General features: G+C 64.4%; 17 protein-coding genes. 8 read left to right on the top strand and 9 right to left on the bottom strand.

Annotation, left to right across the window (positions count from 1 at the left end):
* Positions 1-57 precede the first annotated feature (57 nt).
* The gene (locus tag ABSY17_RS25055; protein WP_378946990.1) at positions 58-306 is read left to right on the top strand and encodes a hypothetical protein; all 249 of its coding nucleotides are present in this window, start codon (positions 58-60) and stop codon (positions 304-306) included.
* Here the strand turns inward: ABSY17_RS25055 and ABSY17_RS25050 are convergent.
* Positions 303-806: a L,D-transpeptidase gene (locus ABSY17_RS25050; protein WP_378953006.1), complete on the bottom strand. Its 504-nt coding sequence runs from the start codon at positions 804-806 to the stop codon at positions 303-305. The two genes, ABSY17_RS25055 and ABSY17_RS25050, sit on opposite strands and share 4 nt — an antisense overlap.
* Positions 807-982: 176 nt before the next feature.
* Between ABSY17_RS25050 and ABSY17_RS25045 the strand changes: the two genes are divergently transcribed.
* Complete coding sequence (locus ABSY17_RS25045; RefSeq protein WP_378946987.1) at positions 983-1,666, top strand: response regulator transcription factor; 684 nt, start codon at positions 983-985, stop codon at positions 1,664-1,666.
* A 73-nt stretch (positions 1,667-1,739) separates the two neighbouring features.
* A complete protein-coding gene (locus tag ABSY17_RS25040; RefSeq protein WP_378946984.1) occupies positions 1,740-2,195 on the top strand; it encodes a cyclic nucleotide-binding domain-containing protein in 456 nt (151 codons plus the stop codon).
* Between the two features lie 367 nt (positions 2,196-2,562).
* Here ABSY17_RS25040 and ABSY17_RS25035 read toward each other — a convergent pair whose 3' ends face one another.
* The 3 genes from ABSY17_RS25035 to ABSY17_RS25025 form a co-directional block, all read right to left on the bottom strand.
* Positions 2,563-3,369 (bottom strand): exodeoxyribonuclease III, encoded by an 807-nt coding sequence (locus tag ABSY17_RS25035; protein WP_378946981.1) that lies wholly within the window; start codon positions 3,367-3,369, stop codon positions 2,563-2,565.
* A gap of 137 nt (positions 3,370-3,506) precedes the next feature.
* Complete coding sequence (locus ABSY17_RS25030; protein WP_378946978.1) at positions 3,507-4,166, bottom strand: outer membrane lipoprotein carrier protein LolA; 660 nt, start codon at positions 4,164-4,166, stop codon at positions 3,507-3,509.
* Between the two features lie 104 nt (positions 4,167-4,270).
* The gene (locus ABSY17_RS25025; protein ID WP_378946976.1) at positions 4,271-6,928 is read right to left on the bottom strand and encodes a DNA translocase FtsK; all 2,658 of its coding nucleotides are present in this window, start codon (positions 6,926-6,928) and stop codon (positions 4,271-4,273) included.
* Between the two features lie 208 nt (positions 6,929-7,136).
* Here ABSY17_RS25025 and ABSY17_RS25020 point away from each other — a divergent pair, with 208 nt between their 5' ends.
* The gene (locus ABSY17_RS25020; protein WP_378946973.1) at positions 7,137-7,802 is read left to right on the top strand and encodes a pentapeptide repeat-containing protein; all 666 of its coding nucleotides are present in this window, start codon (positions 7,137-7,139) and stop codon (positions 7,800-7,802) included.
* 21 nt (positions 7,803-7,823) lie between these two features.
* Here the strand turns inward: ABSY17_RS25020 and ABSY17_RS25015 are convergent, their stop codons facing one another.
* Positions 7,824-8,741: a hypothetical protein gene (locus ABSY17_RS25015; protein WP_378946970.1), complete on the bottom strand. Its 918-nt coding sequence runs from the start codon at positions 8,739-8,741 to the stop codon at positions 7,824-7,826.
* Between the two features lie 426 nt (positions 8,742-9,167).
* On the opposite strand from ABSY17_RS25015, the gene ABSY17_RS25010 reads away from it, so the two are divergent.
* The gene (locus ABSY17_RS25010; RefSeq protein WP_378946967.1) at positions 9,168-9,587 is read left to right on the top strand and encodes a hypothetical protein; all 420 of its coding nucleotides are present in this window, start codon (positions 9,168-9,170) and stop codon (positions 9,585-9,587) included.
* A 143-nt stretch (positions 9,588-9,730) separates the two neighbouring features.
* Here the strand turns inward: ABSY17_RS25010 and ABSY17_RS25005 are convergent, their stop codons facing one another.
* From ABSY17_RS25005 to ABSY17_RS24995, 3 genes are all read right to left on the bottom strand, one after another.
* Entirely contained in the window at positions 9,731-11,110 is a 1,380-nt protein-coding gene (locus tag ABSY17_RS25005; protein WP_378946964.1) for an ammonium transporter, read from the bottom strand.
* Positions 11,111-11,140: 30 nt separating this feature from the next.
* Positions 11,141-11,479, bottom strand: coding sequence for a P-II family nitrogen regulator (locus ABSY17_RS25000; RefSeq protein WP_378946961.1), 339 nt, complete (start codon positions 11,477-11,479; stop codon positions 11,141-11,143).
* A gap of 221 nt (positions 11,480-11,700) precedes the next feature.
* Positions 11,701-12,564: an acyl-CoA thioesterase gene (locus ABSY17_RS24995; RefSeq protein WP_378946958.1), complete on the bottom strand. Its 864-nt coding sequence runs from the start codon at positions 12,562-12,564 to the stop codon at positions 11,701-11,703.
* A gap of 93 nt (positions 12,565-12,657) precedes the next feature.
* Between ABSY17_RS24995 and ABSY17_RS24990 the strand changes: the two genes are divergently transcribed.
* Together ABSY17_RS24990 and ABSY17_RS24985 are read left to right on the top strand one after the other, a co-directional pair.
* Complete coding sequence (locus ABSY17_RS24990; protein WP_378946955.1) at positions 12,658-13,920, top strand: ubiquinone biosynthesis hydroxylase; 1,263 nt, start codon at positions 12,658-12,660, stop codon at positions 13,918-13,920.
* Positions 13,921-14,036: 116 nt separating this feature from the next.
* Complete coding sequence (locus tag ABSY17_RS24985) at positions 14,037-14,462, top strand: OsmC family protein (RefSeq protein WP_378946952.1); 426 nt, start codon at positions 14,037-14,039, stop codon at positions 14,460-14,462.
* Positions 14,463-14,511: 49 nt separating this feature from the next.
* Here the strand turns inward: ABSY17_RS24985 and ABSY17_RS24980 are convergent, their stop codons facing one another.
* Positions 14,512-15,555: an AraC family transcriptional regulator gene (locus ABSY17_RS24980; protein ID WP_378946950.1), complete on the bottom strand. Its 1,044-nt coding sequence runs from the start codon at positions 15,553-15,555 to the stop codon at positions 14,512-14,514.
* A gap of 119 nt (positions 15,556-15,674) precedes the next feature.
* On the opposite strand from ABSY17_RS24980, the gene ABSY17_RS24975 reads away from it, so the two are divergent.
* Complete coding sequence (locus tag ABSY17_RS24975) at positions 15,675-15,827, top strand: hypothetical protein (RefSeq protein ID WP_378946947.1); 153 nt, start codon at positions 15,675-15,677, stop codon at positions 15,825-15,827.
* Positions 15,828-15,871: the final 44 nt, after the last annotated feature.

Raw genomic sequence — 15,871 nt, 5'->3', positions numbered from 1 at the left:
ATGAGGCCGGTTCAAATAATGTCAAACCGGATTTGATGTCCTGATACGAGCGAGACGATGTCCACCGATATCCTGAAGGTCCCTCATGTGCAGCCGGCCCGGCTGCAGCCCTTGATCGATTGGCTTCGCCAGATGTGGGCGGCACTTGACGCGCCAGCGCAGGATTTCGGTTGCCTGACCGAGCACTACCGGCGTGACACCGGCATCGCCTGCAAGGATATCGGCCAAGCCGTCGACGCCGAACTCGGCCTGCTCGGCCTTCGCGACATCGGCTGGCAGCAGCCGCGCCGTCCCAGCAACCGTTAGCGAACCACCTTCAGCACCGTGCGATCAGACAGAAGCGGCAACAGCCGCGCCATCACCCGCGCTGTCACCGCCACGCAGCCCTGCGTCGGGGTGAAGCCAGGCCGCGCCAGATGGAAAAAGATGGCGCTACCGCGCCCGCGCCGGCGTGGCCTGATGTTCCAGTCGAGCACGATGCAGGCGTCGTAGAGCCGGTCGTCACGCTTCATGCGCTCATGGCTCGCGCCGTAAGGAATCTTCACCGGCCTGTTGTAGTTGCGGTCGTCGGGCACCTCGCACCAGCCGAGATTTTCGCTGATCGGGCGCATGGCGAGCCGGCTCCGCCCCGGCACGAACTGGTCGCGCCGAAAATAGCCCGACAGCAGGCGCATCGCGCCGAGCGGCGTGGCGCCGTCGCCTTCGCGCTTGTCAGTGGAGATGCCGCCGCGACCCAGCGCACAGGGGAACACCGTCCCTCCCACCTGCAACAGGCCCTTGGTCCGGTCGCCCGGCTTTGCCCGCACGATGATCGTCGAAATACCTGTTTGCAAAAAGATCACCCGCCGCAATTGCGCCCATGATATTTCTTGTATGATCTCGTGGCGGAACAAATCACCCCCGCCGCAAGTTGTGGCGATCAGCTTCCGCATTCGATTGCCGCGGTCAACAGAATACTGATTTCAGAACAACGGATTGATTCATGACCTCTCGCACCATCCTCATCGTCGACGATGACGACGATCTGCGTAGCACACTGGTCGAGCAGCTCGCGCTCTATGACGAGTTCGAAGTCCTGGAAGAAGCCACCGCCGCCAAGGCCGTCAACGTCGCGCGAGGCGGCCTCATCGACCTGCTGATCATGGACGTCGGCCTGCCCGACATGGACGGCCGCGAAGCGGTGAAGATCCTGCGCAAGGGCGGCTACAAGGCGCCCATCATCATGCTCACCGGCCACGACACCGATTCGGACACGATCCTGGGCCTGGAAGCCGGCGCCAACGACTATGTCACCAAGCCGTTCCGCTTCGCCGTGCTGCTCGCCCGCATCCGCGCGCAGCTGCGCCAGCACGAGCAGAGCGAGGACGCCACCTTCTCGGTTGGCCCATACACCTTCAAGCCGAGCCAGAAGCTGCTGATCGACCAGCGCGGCGGCAAGGTCAGGCTCACCGAAAAGGAAGCCTCGATCATCAAATACCTCTACCGCGCCGACCAGAAAGTAGTCACCCGCGACGTGCTTCTCGAAGAGGTCTGGGGCTACAATTCGGGGGTTACGACGCATACTCTGGAAACACATGTCTACAGGCTTCGGCAGAAGATCGAGCGCGATCCTTCCAATGCTGAAATTCTTGTGACAGAAAGCGGCGGATACAAGCTGGTCCCCTGACCGGCGGTTTCGGCGGGTGGGGCCGCCGGCCAGCGACAGGGAGGGGGAGCCGGGCTGAGAAGTCGGGGACACAATGGCGCTGGATGACGACATCCGCATCCTGTCCGGCGTGAAGCTGTTTGACGGCTTCACCCAGGAGCAGCTGCGTTTGCTTGCGTTCGGCGCGGAGACTGTCCATCTTCCCGCCGAGCGCAAGCTCTATCGCGAGGACGACGAGGCCGATTCGGCCTACGTCGTCGTCAGCGGCCGCATCGCGCTGTACCGCGAGGTCGGCGATGATCGCACCGAACTGGGCTTCGCCGGTCCAGGCGCGATGCTCGGCGAACTCGCCCTCATCGCCGACACCAGGCGCCTGACAAGCGCATCCGCGGCCACTGATTCGGAAATCATCCGGCTCAACCGGAAAATGTTCCACCGCATCCTCGAGGAATATCCCGAGCTGGCGGCCAGGCTGCACGAGCACATCCTTGCCGACCTGCAGGAGCTGATCGCCGACATCGAGACCATGGCGCCGAGATTCGGGAAGTAGCTGCGGCTCGCCGCTGCCAGCAATCGCCGTGGCGGGGCGCCCGGACTAGTTAGCGTAACGGCATGGATTCCCGACACTCTCCGCTCGTTTCACTCGCTCACGAGGTCGGGAATGACGAGCTTCCTATGATGTCTCCGCCAATCTCCAACGGTGGACATTGGCAGCAAGGTGCAGGCAATCCGTCATTCCCGACCTTGTGAGCGACCGGAGGGAGCGGAGAGTGTCGGCAATCCATGCCGCAACGCGGATGACATCAAAAACGGTCGAAGAATCTGCTCGTCTTCTCCCCACAATGGAAAAAGAAGGCGCACGCATAGCTACTGTCCTGCCCGGGAAGGAAAGGGCAGCCCGCCCTCACCTGAATCTCTCAGTCCAGATCGAATCTCGCAATGACAGGTACATGGTCCGACGGCCGTTCCCAGCCGCGGGCATCGCGCAGGATCTCGATGCCGGCAAGTGTCGGTGCGAGATTGGCTGACGACCAGACATGGTCGAGCCGGCGGCCGCGGTCGGACAGTTCCCAGTCCTTCGCCCGATAGCTCCACCACGTATAGATCTTCTGCTCGTCCGGCACGTTGAGCCGCATCAGGTCGACCCAGTCGCCGGCCTTGCGCATCGCCTCGAAATTCTCCGTCTCGACCGGCGTGTGGCTGACGACGTTGAGCAGCTGCTTGTGCGACCACACGTCGTGCTCCAGCGGCGCGATGTTGAGGTCGCCGACCAGCACCGAGGCGGAAGCGTCATCATGCAGGGCGCGGATCTCGTTCATCTCGGCGACGAAATCGAGCTTGTGGCGGAATTTCGGGTTGATCTCCGGGTCAGGCTCGTCGCCACCGGCGGGAACGTAGAAATTGTGCAGGGTGAGCTTTTTGCCGCCGGCCTCGAAGCGGACCGACAGGTGCCGGCTGTCGTCGTTCTCGCAGAAGCGACGCTTCTCCACGATCTCCAGCGGCCGCCGCGCCACGGTTGCGACGCCGTGGTAGCCCTTCTGGCCGTGGAAGGCGATGTGCTCGTAACCGAGCTTGCGGAACGCTGCGCTGGGAAACTGGTCGTCCGGGCACTTGGTCTCCTGCAGGCACAGCACATCGGGTGCCTTCTCCAGAAGCAGGCGCTCGACCAGCGGCATGCGCAGGCGCACGGAATTGATGTTCCAGGTGGCTATTGAAAAAGGCATGTCTGGCGTCGTCCGGCGTGATTTCGCGCGGACCCTGCCAGCCAGGGCTGGCGATGACAAGCCGCAACGATGGATGCCGCGCCGGGGGCGCCGCTTTCCACAACTAACGCGATCGCGCCAATGCTACCGCTGTCGCGTCAGTCGTTCTTCTTCCTGGTGTTGAGCTCGCGGTTGAGCTTGTAGTCGATCCGGAAGGTATCGGGCCCGAACGTGCCGCCTTCCTTGACGTTGAACACCATGACCGTGGTGTCCTTGCCCTGGGCATCGGTGATCGTCCACTGGCGCAGTTCGTAGGTCTTCGGATCGAACATCATGGTGATGGTCGAGCGACCGAACAACGCCCCGTCCGAAAGCTTGATGGTGGTCAGGTCTTCTTCTTCCCTGACGCTCTTGACCTTGCTGCCGCTGAGGTCGATGCGGTCGTCGAGCAGGAGCTTCAGCGGCGTCTTCGACAACGGGTAGACGTCGGAGGTGCGCATCTTGGAATTGAAGATGACCACCGACTGGCCGTCCGAGATCACCCTGAAGGACGACGGCGCCTCATAATTGAAGCGGATCTTGCCGGGGCGCTGGAGATAAAACTTGCCGCCCGTCTGCTCGCCGCGCGGGCCGAACTGCACGAACTCGCCCGACATCGAGCGCACGCTGGAGAAATGGTCGGCGATCCGCTGCGCAGCGTCGGATGCCTGTGCGGCGGCCGAAGCCGAGGGCACCATCAGCGGCGCTGCCGTGAGCGCCATCGCAGCCGCGAGCCCTAGCAGGCGCCGGCGCGTCGGGGCGAAGAGATTGTCGGTCATAGCTCTCGTCTCATTCCAGTTGGACAACCTATCGCTGCTTAGTTGGGCCGAAGTTTGACACAACGTCACGCTGTGAACGCAAAAACGTGATTCCGGTTCCGTCCTCACATCTTGTCGTCTTCGGTCGGCACCAGGATCTCGCGCTTGCCGGCGTGGTTGGCCGCACCCACGATGCCTTCCTTCTCCATCCGCTCGATGATCGAGGCGGCGCGGTTGTAGCCGATGCCGAGCCGGCGCTGGATGTAACTGGTCGAGGCCTTGCCGTCGCGCAGCACCACAGCCACCGCCTGGTCGTAAGGATCGTCGGAGTCCTCGAAATTGCCGCCACCGCTGCCGCCCTTGCCCGACGGCTGTTCGTCGTCCTCGCCGTCGTCTTCGGTGATGGCGTCGAGATATTCGGGCACGCCCTGCAGCTTGAGGTGGGCGACGACCTTCTCGACCTCGTCGTCGGAGACGAAGGGGCCGTGGACGCGCTGGATGCGGCCGCCGCCGGCCATGTAGAGCATATCGCCCATGCCGAGCAGCTGTTCAGCGCCCTGCTCGCCCAGGATGGTGCGGCTGTCGATCTTCGACGTCACCTGGAAGGAGATGCGGGTCGGGAAGTTGGCCTTGATGGTGCCGGTGATGACGTCGACCGACGGCCGCTGTGTAGCCATGATGACATGGATGCCGGCCGCGCGGGCCATCTGTGCGAGGCGCTGCACCGCGCCCTCGATGTCCTTGCCGGCGACCATCATCAGGTCGGCCATCTCGTCGATGATGACGACGATGTAGGGCATCGGCTCGAGATCGAGATCCTCGGTCTCGTAGATCGCCTCGCCGGTCTGGCGGTCAAAACCGGTCTGCACGGTGCGCGAGATCTTCTCGCCCTTCTTGTCGGCTGCCGCCACGCGTGCATTGAAGCCGTCGATGTTGCGCACGCCAACCTTGGACATCTTGCGGTAGCGGTCTTCCATCTCCCGCACCGTCCACTTCAGCGCCACCACCGCCTTCTTCGGGTCGGTAACGACAGGCGTCAGCAGATGCGGGATGCCGTCATAGACCGACAGTTCGAGCATCTTCGGATCGATCATGATCAGCCGGCATTCCTGCGGCGTCATGCGGTAGAGCAAGGACAGGATCATCGTGTTGATGGCCACCGACTTGCCCGAGCCGGTGGTGCCGGCGACCAGCACGTGCGGCATCTTGGCGATGTCGACGATGACCGCCTCGCCGTTGATCGACTTGCCGAGCGCCAGCGCGAGCTTCGCCTTGGTCGTCTCGAAGTCGCGGCTGGCCATGATCTCGCGCAGATAGACCGTCTCGCGCCTGGCGTTGGGCAGTTCGATGCCGATGGCGTTGCGGCCCGGAACCACGGCGACACGGGCGGCGATCGCGCTCATCGAACGCGCGATGTCGTCGGCAAGGCCAATGACGCGGCTCGACTTGATACCCGGCGCGGGCTCCAGTTCGTACAGTGTCACGACGGGACCGGGCCTGACATGGATGATCTCGCCCTTGACGCCAAAGTCTTCGAGGACGCCCTCCAGAAGCCGCGCATTCTGCTCGAGCGCGTCCTTGGACAGCGTTGCGTCGCGGGCGACATTCCTGGGCTCGGCGAGGAAGTGCAGCGACGGCATCTCGAAGGTATCCGTGCCGATCAGCGAGGTCTGCGCCTCGCGCTGCACCCGCGCTCCGGGCACCGGCCGGGGGGCGGGCACATCGATGCGGGCGGAGGCTGCCGGCTGGGCCGGCGAGCGGTAGTTCTGCACCTTGGCATTGGCGCCCCGGCGCGGCTCCGGCGCTACAGACGGCATGTCGAAGCCGTCGTCGTCGCCGAACACGTCCTGATCATCCGGATCGATGGAGGCGGTGCGTTCCCGCGACACCATCTGGGCGAAGAATTCCGGTTCCACCCGCGCCCGGCCGCCGTCGGTGACGCGCGCTTCCGCCCGCTCCGCTTTCTCGACGCGCTCTGCCGCCTGCCGCCAGGCGCTCTCGCGCTTGACCGGCAGGTCATAACCGTCCTCTTCGCGGCGCTTGGCGGCGCGACGGCGCAAATAGGCCTTGGCCGACAGCCACCAATGGGTGACGGCGCCGAGCGCCATGAAGCCCTCGCCATCTTCGTCGTCCTCGTCGTCGAAGCTGGCGAAATCCTGCTCGCGCATGTCGGGCTTGGGCTTCGCATTGATGACCGCAAAGCCGTTCTGGCGGTTGAGCAGGCCCGCGCCATGGGCAAACAGCCAGATCGCAGGCGCAATCAGCAGCACGCCGATGACGGTGGCGACCAGGCCTTTGGGATAGCCGCCGATGAACAGACCCGGCACCTTGAGCACCATGTCGCCGAACACCCCGCCCAGCCCGGTCGGCAGCGGCCAGGTCGGTGGCGCGTCGACGCAGCCGGCGATGCCCGCTGCCAGAATTGCTGACCCGAACCAGGCAAGACCGCGCCTGGGCATGCGGTCGACCCCGCGCGCTGTCGCCAGGAACACCCCCCAGATGATGGCCGGCACAAGTGCCGCGACCGAGGCCAGGCCGAAGAATTGCATGGCAAGGTCGGCAAATACCGCGCCGGGATAGCCCATGGCATTGGTCACGGGGTTGTCGGTCGCATGGCTGAAGCTCGGGTCGGCGACGTTCCAGGTGCCGAGTGCCGCGAGCCCGAAGACGACGGATACGAACAAGCCGAGCCCTGCCGCGCGGCCTGCCTGGCGTCGCGCGAATGCCTGGATGCCGTGCCCCGTTGCGGTCAGCGCGAGCGGTGAGGAAACCTCAGAACGCATGCCTTGTCCCCGTCCATAGATGTCTTGCCCACGCGCATGCGCAGCAGGCGGATTCGGCTGCCAGACTATCGAGGGGAAGGTTAAGGCGGCATTAAGGTTAAGCGTTTGTTCCCCGACCCGCAGCGGCGGAAACGGCCGTGGCGCGGTTCCGCCCGGCCTTCCGATCTCTGGAAGGGTATGGAATACACGGCACGACAAGGAGAATCGCATGTCCGCCAACCAGCACGAGGCCAAGGCTTCGCTCGTCGCCGAAATGCAGCGCGGCGAGCGTGCATTCGAAGGCATGAAGGCTGCCGGCAGCGATCTTTCCCGTCTCGACCTGACAGGCTGCGAATTTTCCCGTTGCGACTTCACCGGATGCGACTTCACCGCGGCAAATCTCGCTGATGCGCGCTTGACCGACTGCCGTGTCGGCGGCGCGCAGTTTGGCTCGGTGAAAGCCGTCGACGCGCATTTCCACAACTGCGATTTTGCCAACACGGACTGGTCCCGTTCGAAGCTCAACGGAACAAGATTCAGCCAGTGCAAGCTGACCGGGGCAAACTTCTTCGATTGCGATCTCGCTGGAATCGAGTTTCAGGAGTGCAAGCTCGTCAGCGCCTTCCTGCCGGACGCCTCGTTTCGCAAGAAGACGCTGACCAATGTCGACTTCAGCGATGCCGACCTCAGGGGATGCGACTTTCGCGAATGCACCTTCGACGGCTGCAGCATGCGAGGCGCGAGTTTGCGTGGCTGCCGCTTCGAAAAGGCTGACCTGCGCGGTTGCGACCTCGGTGGCTTGAAGTTGAACGAGGCAGCGATCCTCAAGGGCGCCGTCATCTCGAAAGGCCAGGCCACCGACCTTCTGGCAAGTTTCGGGCTGCTGGTACTTTAGCGCTGCTTGGGCGAAAAGCTTCTACCGCCCCAGCCACTCGCGGTCGAAGAGATCGACAAGCCGCTGAAAGTCGCTTTTCGAAATCTTCTCCACCCCAGCCGCGACGGGCGGGCTCAGGAATGACCTCATCACGTCCTCGGCATCCTGCTGCCCGAGATCGATGCCGAAGTTTCTGAGGTCGTCCACGATCATCACATCGGGGTCCATGTAGCCACCCAGGATTTCAGGCTGGCTTTCGGGCTCCCTGACCCGCGCCAGGACCATCCGCGTAATGGCCGGCTGGGACTGCGCCCCGAACACCGGCGCCCCCGTCATGAAGCCGCCGAGAACGCTGCCGGGCGACGAAAACGGGAACAGGGTGAAAAAGAAATGGTGGTCGTCGCCCGTCCCTGTGACATGGATGTAGACGCCGCGTCCGGTGACGAAAACTTGCCCCTTGGCCTGCAGCAGCACCGTGGGCAGATGCTCGGTATAGGTCGCCGTCAGCCGCTGCGGCCCGCCCTCCTGCTCGATTACCAACGAACTGCGCATCAGCTGTCCCTCGGTATAGGGCGACCAGGCATGCGAATAGCAGATATACTTGCCGGTGATGGTGGCACCCTGGTCGTTCTGCGCCAGTCGCGGCGACTTGCCGAACCCCAGGGCCCGGCGCTCCAGTTGCTCTCGATCCTTGCCGTGCTGGCCGCATATCCGCACGATGAAGGTTTCAATATCGCAGTCGCCGATCCAGTCCGCGGTCTCGGGCACGTCAAGCAGCTTGATCCAGTCCTCGTAGACGCTGAATTGCCGCGGGGTCGAGCGCCCCTGCAGCCATTTGTCCGCCCGGTCGACGTCGAACGCGGTCGCCGGATTGACGCGCCGAAACGCTGCCGCCAGGTCCTTGCGCGTCGCCGCTCCGACAAGAGCCGCAGTCAGCCGCAGTTTCTTGTCGATATTCATGCGACAAATCCCCGAAAAATCTGTATCGGCATATTTTATGCTTCGCACGCGAAAGCAATGCGTCAAAAGAACATCCTGGAAGTTCCCGTAGATTCCAGATGTTCCATTCCCACTGCATTTACATCGTCGCCAGCGCGCGAAATCTTGCCGCTGCTCGATCGGGCATCGTCGCCGGGGGCAGGATGCTTGAGAGGGTTGCGGGTTTCCTGGCCGAACCGGCGATGCCGGCTTGGCCGGGAAATCCCCATTGCACCAGTTGCTGACCCCAGCTTTCACGCCGCTCCCGGTGAGCCGCACCGGGACAAAAACCAAGGCCTCGCGCCGCAAGCTGCGGGGTTTTTGCATGCAGTTGGTTGCCAAGCCTTGCCGCCGCCCGGCAGCGCCATAGTTTCCCCTGATCAGCTACCTCAGCACCAGGAGGCGATGATGAAGTACCAAAGCATCGAGCAACTGCAAGCCTATGCCGAAATCCAGTCCGGAAATCCTCAACTGCAGATGTCACGGACCGAGCGCCTGGAGCGCTGGGCCGAGCTTCTGGAACGCGAACCCGACAGACGACTGGGCACGCTTTCCGGCACCGAATTCGCGCCTTACGAGGCACGACAGACGATGCGGGCATCGGGTTCGCCGCTCACCGTGGCGTTCGAGGATGTGGCTTTCCGGGCGGCCGGCCTCACCGACGACAGCTATGGCGAGGCAAAGCGCTTCTTCTCCCTGTCGGATCGGCAACTGCACAATATCGTCTGCTATTGCCACTTCGGCGAAACGGTGAAGGGCGACATCGCGGCCCGCCGCGTCCGTTCGGCGATAGGCTTGTGGCCCCGAATCCGGGCCTTCTTCGCCTGAATTCGACCTCATCCCATTGCTCGATCGTCATAAAAAAGGAGGCCCGGATCGCTCCGGGCCCCAAAGCGTGTCCGCTTTTTTGAGCGGCCACGACGGGATTGGGAGGATGCGGCCGCCTGCGTGGGGCGGCCGTTTCGCGCTAGCTAGACGTGGTAGGCCACTTCGCCGTGCGAGGTCAGGTCGAGGCCCTGGCGCTCGGCTTCCGGCGTCGGGCGCAGGCCGACGATCAGGTCAACGACCTTGTAGAGAATGGCCGAAGCCACGCCGCACCACGCAACCGTGATCAGCACCGCGACGATCTGCGTCCAAACCTGTGCTCCCATGGTCACGCCCTCGGCATAGCCGACGCCACCGAGCGAGGACGACGCCAGCACACCGGTGCCGATGGCGCCGACGATGCCGGCCACGCCGTGGATACCGAAGACGTCGAGCGAGTCGTCGTAGCCGAGCTTGATCTTGACCACGGCCACGAAATAGTAGGCCACGGCGCTGGCGATGGCGCCCAGGACAATCGCGCCGACCGGGCCGACAAAGCCGGCAGCCGGAGTGACTGCGACCAGGCCAGCGACGATGCCCGAGGCGCCGCCGAGCATCGAGGCCTTGCCGCGGACAATCTTCTCGATCGCGGCCCAGGAGACCACTGCGCCGGCGGTCGCGGTGAAGGTATTGATCATGGCGAGCGCTGCGGTGCCGTTGGCGGCCAGCGCCGAGCCGGCGTTGAAGCCGAACCAGCCCACCCACAGAACCGCGGCGCCGATCAGCGTCAGCGGCAGCGAGTGCGGGGCCATGTTGTCCTTGCCGTAGCCGACGCGCTTGCCGATCATGATCGCACCGACCAGGGCGGCAATGCCCGCATTGATGTGGACCACGGTGCCGCCGGCAAAGTCCATCGTGCCCCAGCCGAAGAACAGGCCGTGGCTATCCCAGGCCATGTGCGCGATCGGGAAGTAGACGAAGGTCGCCCACAGCACCACGAACAGGATGACGGCGGCGAACTTCACACGCTCGGCGAAGCCGCCGATGATCAGCGCGGGCGTGATGCAGGCGAAGGTCATCTGGAAGCAGATGAAGACGAATTCGGGAATGCTGCCGGATTCGGAGCTCGGGCTCACGCCGGCGAGGAACACCTTGCCGAGGCCGCCCCAATAGGGGCTGTCGCCGCCGCCGAAGGCAAAGGAATAACCCCACAGAACCCACACCACGATCATCGCGGCGGTGATCATCGTGCTCTGCATCAGGACGGAAAGGATGTTCTTGGCGCGCACCAGGCCGCCATAGAACAGCGCCAGGCCCGGCAGGATCATGAACAGCACGAGGATGGTCGAGACAAGCATCCAGGCGGTGTCGCCGGAGCTGAGGGCCGGTGCTGCGGCAGCAGGGGCTTCGGCAGCAGCCGGTGCCGCCGCTTCCTGGGCGAAGGCAGCGACCGAACCGAGCGCGCCCATGGCCAGCGTGCCGAGCAGAGCCGAGCGCGCCGCCGACTTCAGTGAGGCCCTTGTCTTCAAAATGGAAGGAATTTGCATTGAGGTCTCCATGACAATTGGTTGGGCCGCTCAGAGCGCGTCGGTGTCGGTTTCGCCTGTGCGGATGCGCACGGCCTGCTCGATGCCGAAGACGAAGATCTTGCCGTCGCCGATCTGGCCGGTCTTGGCGGCGGCGCTGATCGCCTCGACCACCTTGTCGACGAGGTCGGTGCTGACAGCGACTTCGATCTTGATCTTGGGCAGGAAGCTGACGGCATATTCGGCGCCGCGGTAGATCTCGGTGTGCCCCTTCTGCCGCCCGTAGCCTTTGACTTCGGTGACGGTCAGGCCCTGGATGCCGACATTGGTGAGCGCCTGGCGCACCTCGTCGAGCTTGAACGGCTTGATGATGGCCATCACGATTTTCATCAGGTTTCACCCCTTGCTGATGCGGGTCCCCCGCGATTGCAGTCATCGCCGGCGGACCCGAAAGCCACCGGTGAATGCAAAAGGTGATTCAAGGACCGTGCCAATTGCGCCAGCACGAGCCAAGTGATTGAAATAACGATGTAAATTAGTTCACGCGTGCGGCAGGCTTCGCAGGTGCAGCCGTGCACATGCCTACAAAATGCGCATTACTGAAAGAATGCCTATTTTGTGCGCAGACGGATCAGGCCTTCCTGCGCCACCGAGGCGATCAGCGTGCCGTCCTGGGCGTAGAGTGCGCCACGGGTGAAGCCGCGCGCGCCCGATGTCGAGGGACTGTCCTGGGTGTAGAGCAGCCAGCCGTCGAGCGGATGCTCGCGATGGAACCACATGGCATGATCGAGGCTCGCCGCCTGGATATCGGGATCGAAGATGCCGCGGCCATGGGCGAAGGTCGCCGTATCGAGCAGCGTCATGTCGGAGAGATAGGCAAGCAATGCGCTGTGCAGCGCCCGGTCGTCCGGAACCGGGCCGGTCAGCCGGATCCACACTTTCTGCAGCGGTGGCAGCTTGTCGCGGCTCGAATAGTGCTCGACATAGACTGGCCGCAGCTCGAGAGGCCGCTCCTTGGCCCAGAACAGGCGGACCACGTCGGGCACGTGCGGCGCCTCCTCGAGCAGTTCGCGCTGCGATTTCAGCTCCTCCGGAGGCGGCACGTCGAGCGGCATCGGCATCTGGTAGTCGAGGCCCGGCTCATCGACCTGGAACGAGGCTTCGAGCGAGAAGATCGCATGGCCATGCTGGATCGCCACCACGCGGCGGGTGGTGAAGCTTGAGCCGTCGCGAATGCGGTCGACCTCGTAGACGATGGGCACGGTGATGTCGCCCGGCCGCATGAAATAGCCATGCAGCGAATGCACGTGCCGGGCGGGCTCGACGGTGCGCTGCGCCGCCACCAGCGCCTGGGCGATGGTCTGGCCGCCGAACACGCGCTGCCACTTAACCTGCGGGCTGCGACCACGATACAGGTTGTGTTCCAGCTCCTCGATGTTGAGAATGCTGAGAAGCTCTTGTATGGGCGCTGGCATGCTTTCCCCTTTTGCGGGACGGAAGTATACCCGGTTTCCATCAGGACGCCCCGTCGAGTCAAGGCGGGTTGCCAAGTCGGAGAGGATGCTACCATGGCCACGCACGAGACCGACGAAAAGAAATCGACCAAGTTCGACGTGCTCGTCGCCGGAGCCGGCTATGTCGGCCTTGCCACCGCGGTTTCGATCAAGCAGGCACGTCCCAGCCTGCACGTCGCCATCGTCGACGCCGCCCCGCCGGAGGTCTGGCGCAAGGACGGCCGCGCCTCGGCGATTGCCGCCGCTGCCTGCCGCATGCTCGATCGCCTCGGCTGCTGGGAAGAGATCGCGCCCGAGGCCCAGGCGATCACCGACATGGTCATCACCGATTCGAAGGCCGCCGATCCGGTGCGCCCGGTCTTTCTCACCTTCGACGGCGAAGTCGGCGCCGGCGAGCCCTTCGCCCACATGGTCGAGAACAAGGCGCTCAACGGCGCGCTGCGCCGCCGCGCCGCCGAACTGGGCATCGACATCATAGAGGGCGTCGCCGTCCAGTCCTTCGAAACCGCGGGCGCCATCACCAAGGTGCATCTCGCCGATGGCGTCAGCATGGATGTCAGGCTGCTGGTCGCCGCCGACGGCGTCAATTCCAGGCTGCGCGACATGGCCGGTATCAAGATCGTGCGCTGGGACTACGGCCAGTCCGGCATCGTCTGCACCGTCGCGCACGAGCGTCCGCATGGCGGCCGCGCCGAGGAGCATTTCCTGCCCGCTGGCCCCTTCGCCACGCTGCCGCTCAAGCCGACCAAGGACGGGGTCAACCGCTCGTCGATCGTCTGGAACGAGCGCACCGAAGATGCCGAGAAGCTGGTCAAGGGCGACCCCTTCGTCTTCGAGGTCGAGCTCGAGCAGCGCTTCGGCCTGAAGCTCGGCGAAATTCGCGTCGAGGACAAGCCGCGCGCCTGGCCGTTGGGTCTCACGCTCGCCCGCTCCTTCGTCGCGCCGCGCTTCGCGCTGGCCGGCGACGCCGCCCACGGCATCCACCCCATCGCCGGCCAAGGCCTCAACCTCGGCTTCAAGGATGCGGCCGCGCTCGCAGAGACCATCGTCGAGGCCGACCGCCTCGGCCAGGACATCGGCGCACTCGACGTGCTCGAGCGCTACGAGGTCTGGCGCCGCTTCGACACCGTGCGCATGGGGGTGACCACCGACGTGCTCAACCGGCTGTTCTCCAACGACATCGGCCCCATCCGCGCTGTCCGCGACATCGGCCTCGGCCTCGTCGACCGCGTGCCGCGGCTCAAGGAGTATTTCATCCGCCAGGCCTCGGGGCTGACGGGGGAGACGCCACGCCTGCTCAAGGGCGAGGCGATCTGACGGCGCTTCTCGTCAAGGCGCGTATCGGCAATTCACGGACTGACCCACGCCGAGCCTGGCGCTATAGTTAGGTCGGCGCCGCCCTGTGGCCGCTCGCCGAACAAAGGGAGAAAGTCATGAACCGCACCGCCAATGCCGTCTGGAAAGGTACGCTCAAGGAAGGCTCCGGAACGCTCGACACGCAAAGCGGCGTACTCAAGGGCCAGTCCTACTCCTTCAAGATGCGCTTCGAGGACGAAAGCGGCAAATCCGGCACCAATCCGGAAGAACTGATCGCCGCCGCCCATGCCGGCTGCTTTGCCATGCAGCTGTCGCACTTTCTCGCCGAAAACGGCACACCGGCCGAAAAGCTCGACGCCAAGGCCACAGTCACCCTGATCCCCGGCACCGGCATCACCGAAAGCGCGCTCACCCTGGTCGGCACCGTGCCGGGCATCGACGCCGCGAAGTTCCAGGAACTGGCGGCCAAGGCCAAGGAAGGCTGCCCGGTGTCCAAGGCGCTCGGCGCGATCAAGGTCTCGCTCGACGCCAGGCTCGCCTGAGCCCATTCGGTCGCGGGCGCTGCAACAGGCCCACAGGCGTCCGCGGCCGTCACGCCGCCAGCGTGTTCGCCCTGATGTCTGACGGCGTCGCGTCGTAGCGCCGGCGGAACGCCCGGTTGAAATAGGACAGGTCGTTGAAGCCGGCGTCATAGGCGATGTCGGTGATGCTCTGGCACGCGCGCAGCGGATCGTTGAGCATGTCGTGCGCCCGCTTCAGCCTTTGGCCGAGCACGAACTCGGTGAATGACAGCCGCTCACTCTCGAACAGTTTGCGGACGTAGCGAGGCGACAGCTTGTGCTGCGCCGCGATCTCATCGGCCGAGAGCCCGCGCAGGTCGGCGCGGCTGGCGATGTCGGCCTTGATGGCGGCGAGCCTCGCCGCGCTCAGTCCGCGCCCGAGCGCAACTTGTTCCGCATCGCGCGTCGCCCCGAGCGTCAGCGCGCTCAGGTCCAGCAGGTGGCTCGCGACAGTGCGCGCCATGTTGCCCGGCAATGTCGCGTCCAGCTTCTGCAGCGCGGTGGCGTAGCTCAGCAGAAGATGCAGGGGCCCCTCATGTACGGGGAGCGGCCGCATCAGCATCCCGGAGACGTCGCCGACCAAGGGCTGCAGCGCCTTGCGCTCGAAGCGCAAATTGACATAGGTGAAGCCGGGCCGCGTTACGTTCGCGCCCACCCGGCCACCGGGCACAAACATTGCGCATCCCGGCAGCACGCTTTCTTCCTGCTGGCCGATCCGCATGTGGCTGCCGCCGGCCAAGGCGGCGAGCAGGATGACATCGTCGTTGTCAATCATCTCGGATTTGACGGCAACCCTGATCGGCGAGGCCGATCCGGTGGCGATGCCGACGCCTGGCAGCAGCCGCACCCGCATGTCCATCCCAACAGGGGTATCGCCGACCGGCTCAAGGTCCGCCTTGAGGATCGTGCGCCCGTAGACTTCACGCAGGACCGGCAAGCGCTCATGTGCCGGGAGTTGGTCGGTCTGCACGCGGAATGAACTGAACTTGCCCTCAGCAGCTGTCATCGACCCACCTAACGCAACACAACCAAAACGCGAGGCGCGCCTTTTAGTTCGCGCGGTGCGATACGTCAATCCAGGACCTCCCGGTCCGTCAGTCTGTGCCGTCCAGTCCAAGAACCCGGCGCGAAGGGTGGATAGTTTGCCCCGGCGAATCGAAGTGGGCCAGTCCATGCGGCACAAGGACAACGGACATGCACCACCTTCAGTTTCTCAAGACGCTCGCGGCGCTCGCCGCGGCGGGCTTCAACCCGCGCGCCTTCCTTGCGCCTATGGCGCTCGGCAGCAAGGAGCCGAAGCCGGCGGAACCGAAGCCGCCGAAGGAGCCTGAAGAACCGAAGCCCTGACCGCTGCGGCGGCCGGGATGAGAGATCCGGTTGTGCGCAGGCAA

Origin of the sequence: Mesorhizobium sp. ANAO-SY3R2, assembly GCF_042466635.1 — a bacterium.
Lineage (GTDB): Bacteria > Pseudomonadota > Alphaproteobacteria > Rhizobiales > Rhizobiaceae > Aminobacter.
Note: the sequence above shows the minus strand (reverse complement) of the source record. Positions and strands in the feature narration are given on the sequence as shown.

Coding starts and splice junctions, on each gene's coding strand:
- ABSY17_RS25015 (WP_378946970.1), bottom strand. CDS start 8,741: ATGAATATCGACAAGAAACTGCGGCTGACTGCGGCTCTTGTCGGAGCG.
- ABSY17_RS25020 (WP_378946973.1), top strand. CDS start 7,137: ATGTCCGCCAACCAGCACGAGGCCAAGGCTTCGCTCGTCGCCGAAATG.
- ABSY17_RS25010 (WP_378946967.1), top strand. CDS start 9,168: ATGAAGTACCAAAGCATCGAGCAACTGCAAGCCTATGCCGAAATCCAG.
- ABSY17_RS24990 (WP_378946955.1), top strand. CDS start 12,658: ATGGCCACGCACGAGACCGACGAAAAGAAATCGACCAAGTTCGACGTG.
- ABSY17_RS25025 (WP_378946976.1), bottom strand. CDS start 6,928: ATGCGTTCTGAGGTTTCCTCACCGCTCGCGCTGACCGCAACGGGGCAC.
- ABSY17_RS25030 (WP_378946978.1), bottom strand. CDS start 4,166: ATGACCGACAATCTCTTCGCCCCGACGCGCCGGCGCCTGCTAGGGCTC.
- ABSY17_RS25000 (WP_378946961.1), bottom strand. CDS start 11,479: ATGAAAATCGTGATGGCCATCATCAAGCCGTTCAAGCTCGACGAGGTG.
- ABSY17_RS25035 (WP_378946981.1), bottom strand. CDS start 3,369: ATGCCTTTTTCAATAGCCACCTGGAACATCAATTCCGTGCGCCTGCGC.
- ABSY17_RS25005 (WP_378946964.1), bottom strand. CDS start 11,110: ATGCAAATTCCTTCCATTTTGAAGACAAGGGCCTCACTGAAGTCGGCG.
- ABSY17_RS24975 (WP_378946947.1), top strand. CDS start 15,675: ATGCACCACCTTCAGTTTCTCAAGACGCTCGCGGCGCTCGCCGCGGCG.
- ABSY17_RS25045 (WP_378946987.1), top strand. CDS start 983: ATGACCTCTCGCACCATCCTCATCGTCGACGATGACGACGATCTGCGT.
- ABSY17_RS25040 (WP_378946984.1), top strand. CDS start 1,740: ATGGCGCTGGATGACGACATCCGCATCCTGTCCGGCGTGAAGCTGTTT.
- ABSY17_RS25055 (WP_378946990.1), top strand. CDS start 58: ATGTCCACCGATATCCTGAAGGTCCCTCATGTGCAGCCGGCCCGGCTG.
- ABSY17_RS24995 (WP_378946958.1), bottom strand. CDS start 12,564: ATGCCAGCGCCCATACAAGAGCTTCTCAGCATTCTCAACATCGAGGAG.
- ABSY17_RS24985 (WP_378946952.1), top strand. CDS start 14,037: ATGAACCGCACCGCCAATGCCGTCTGGAAAGGTACGCTCAAGGAAGGC.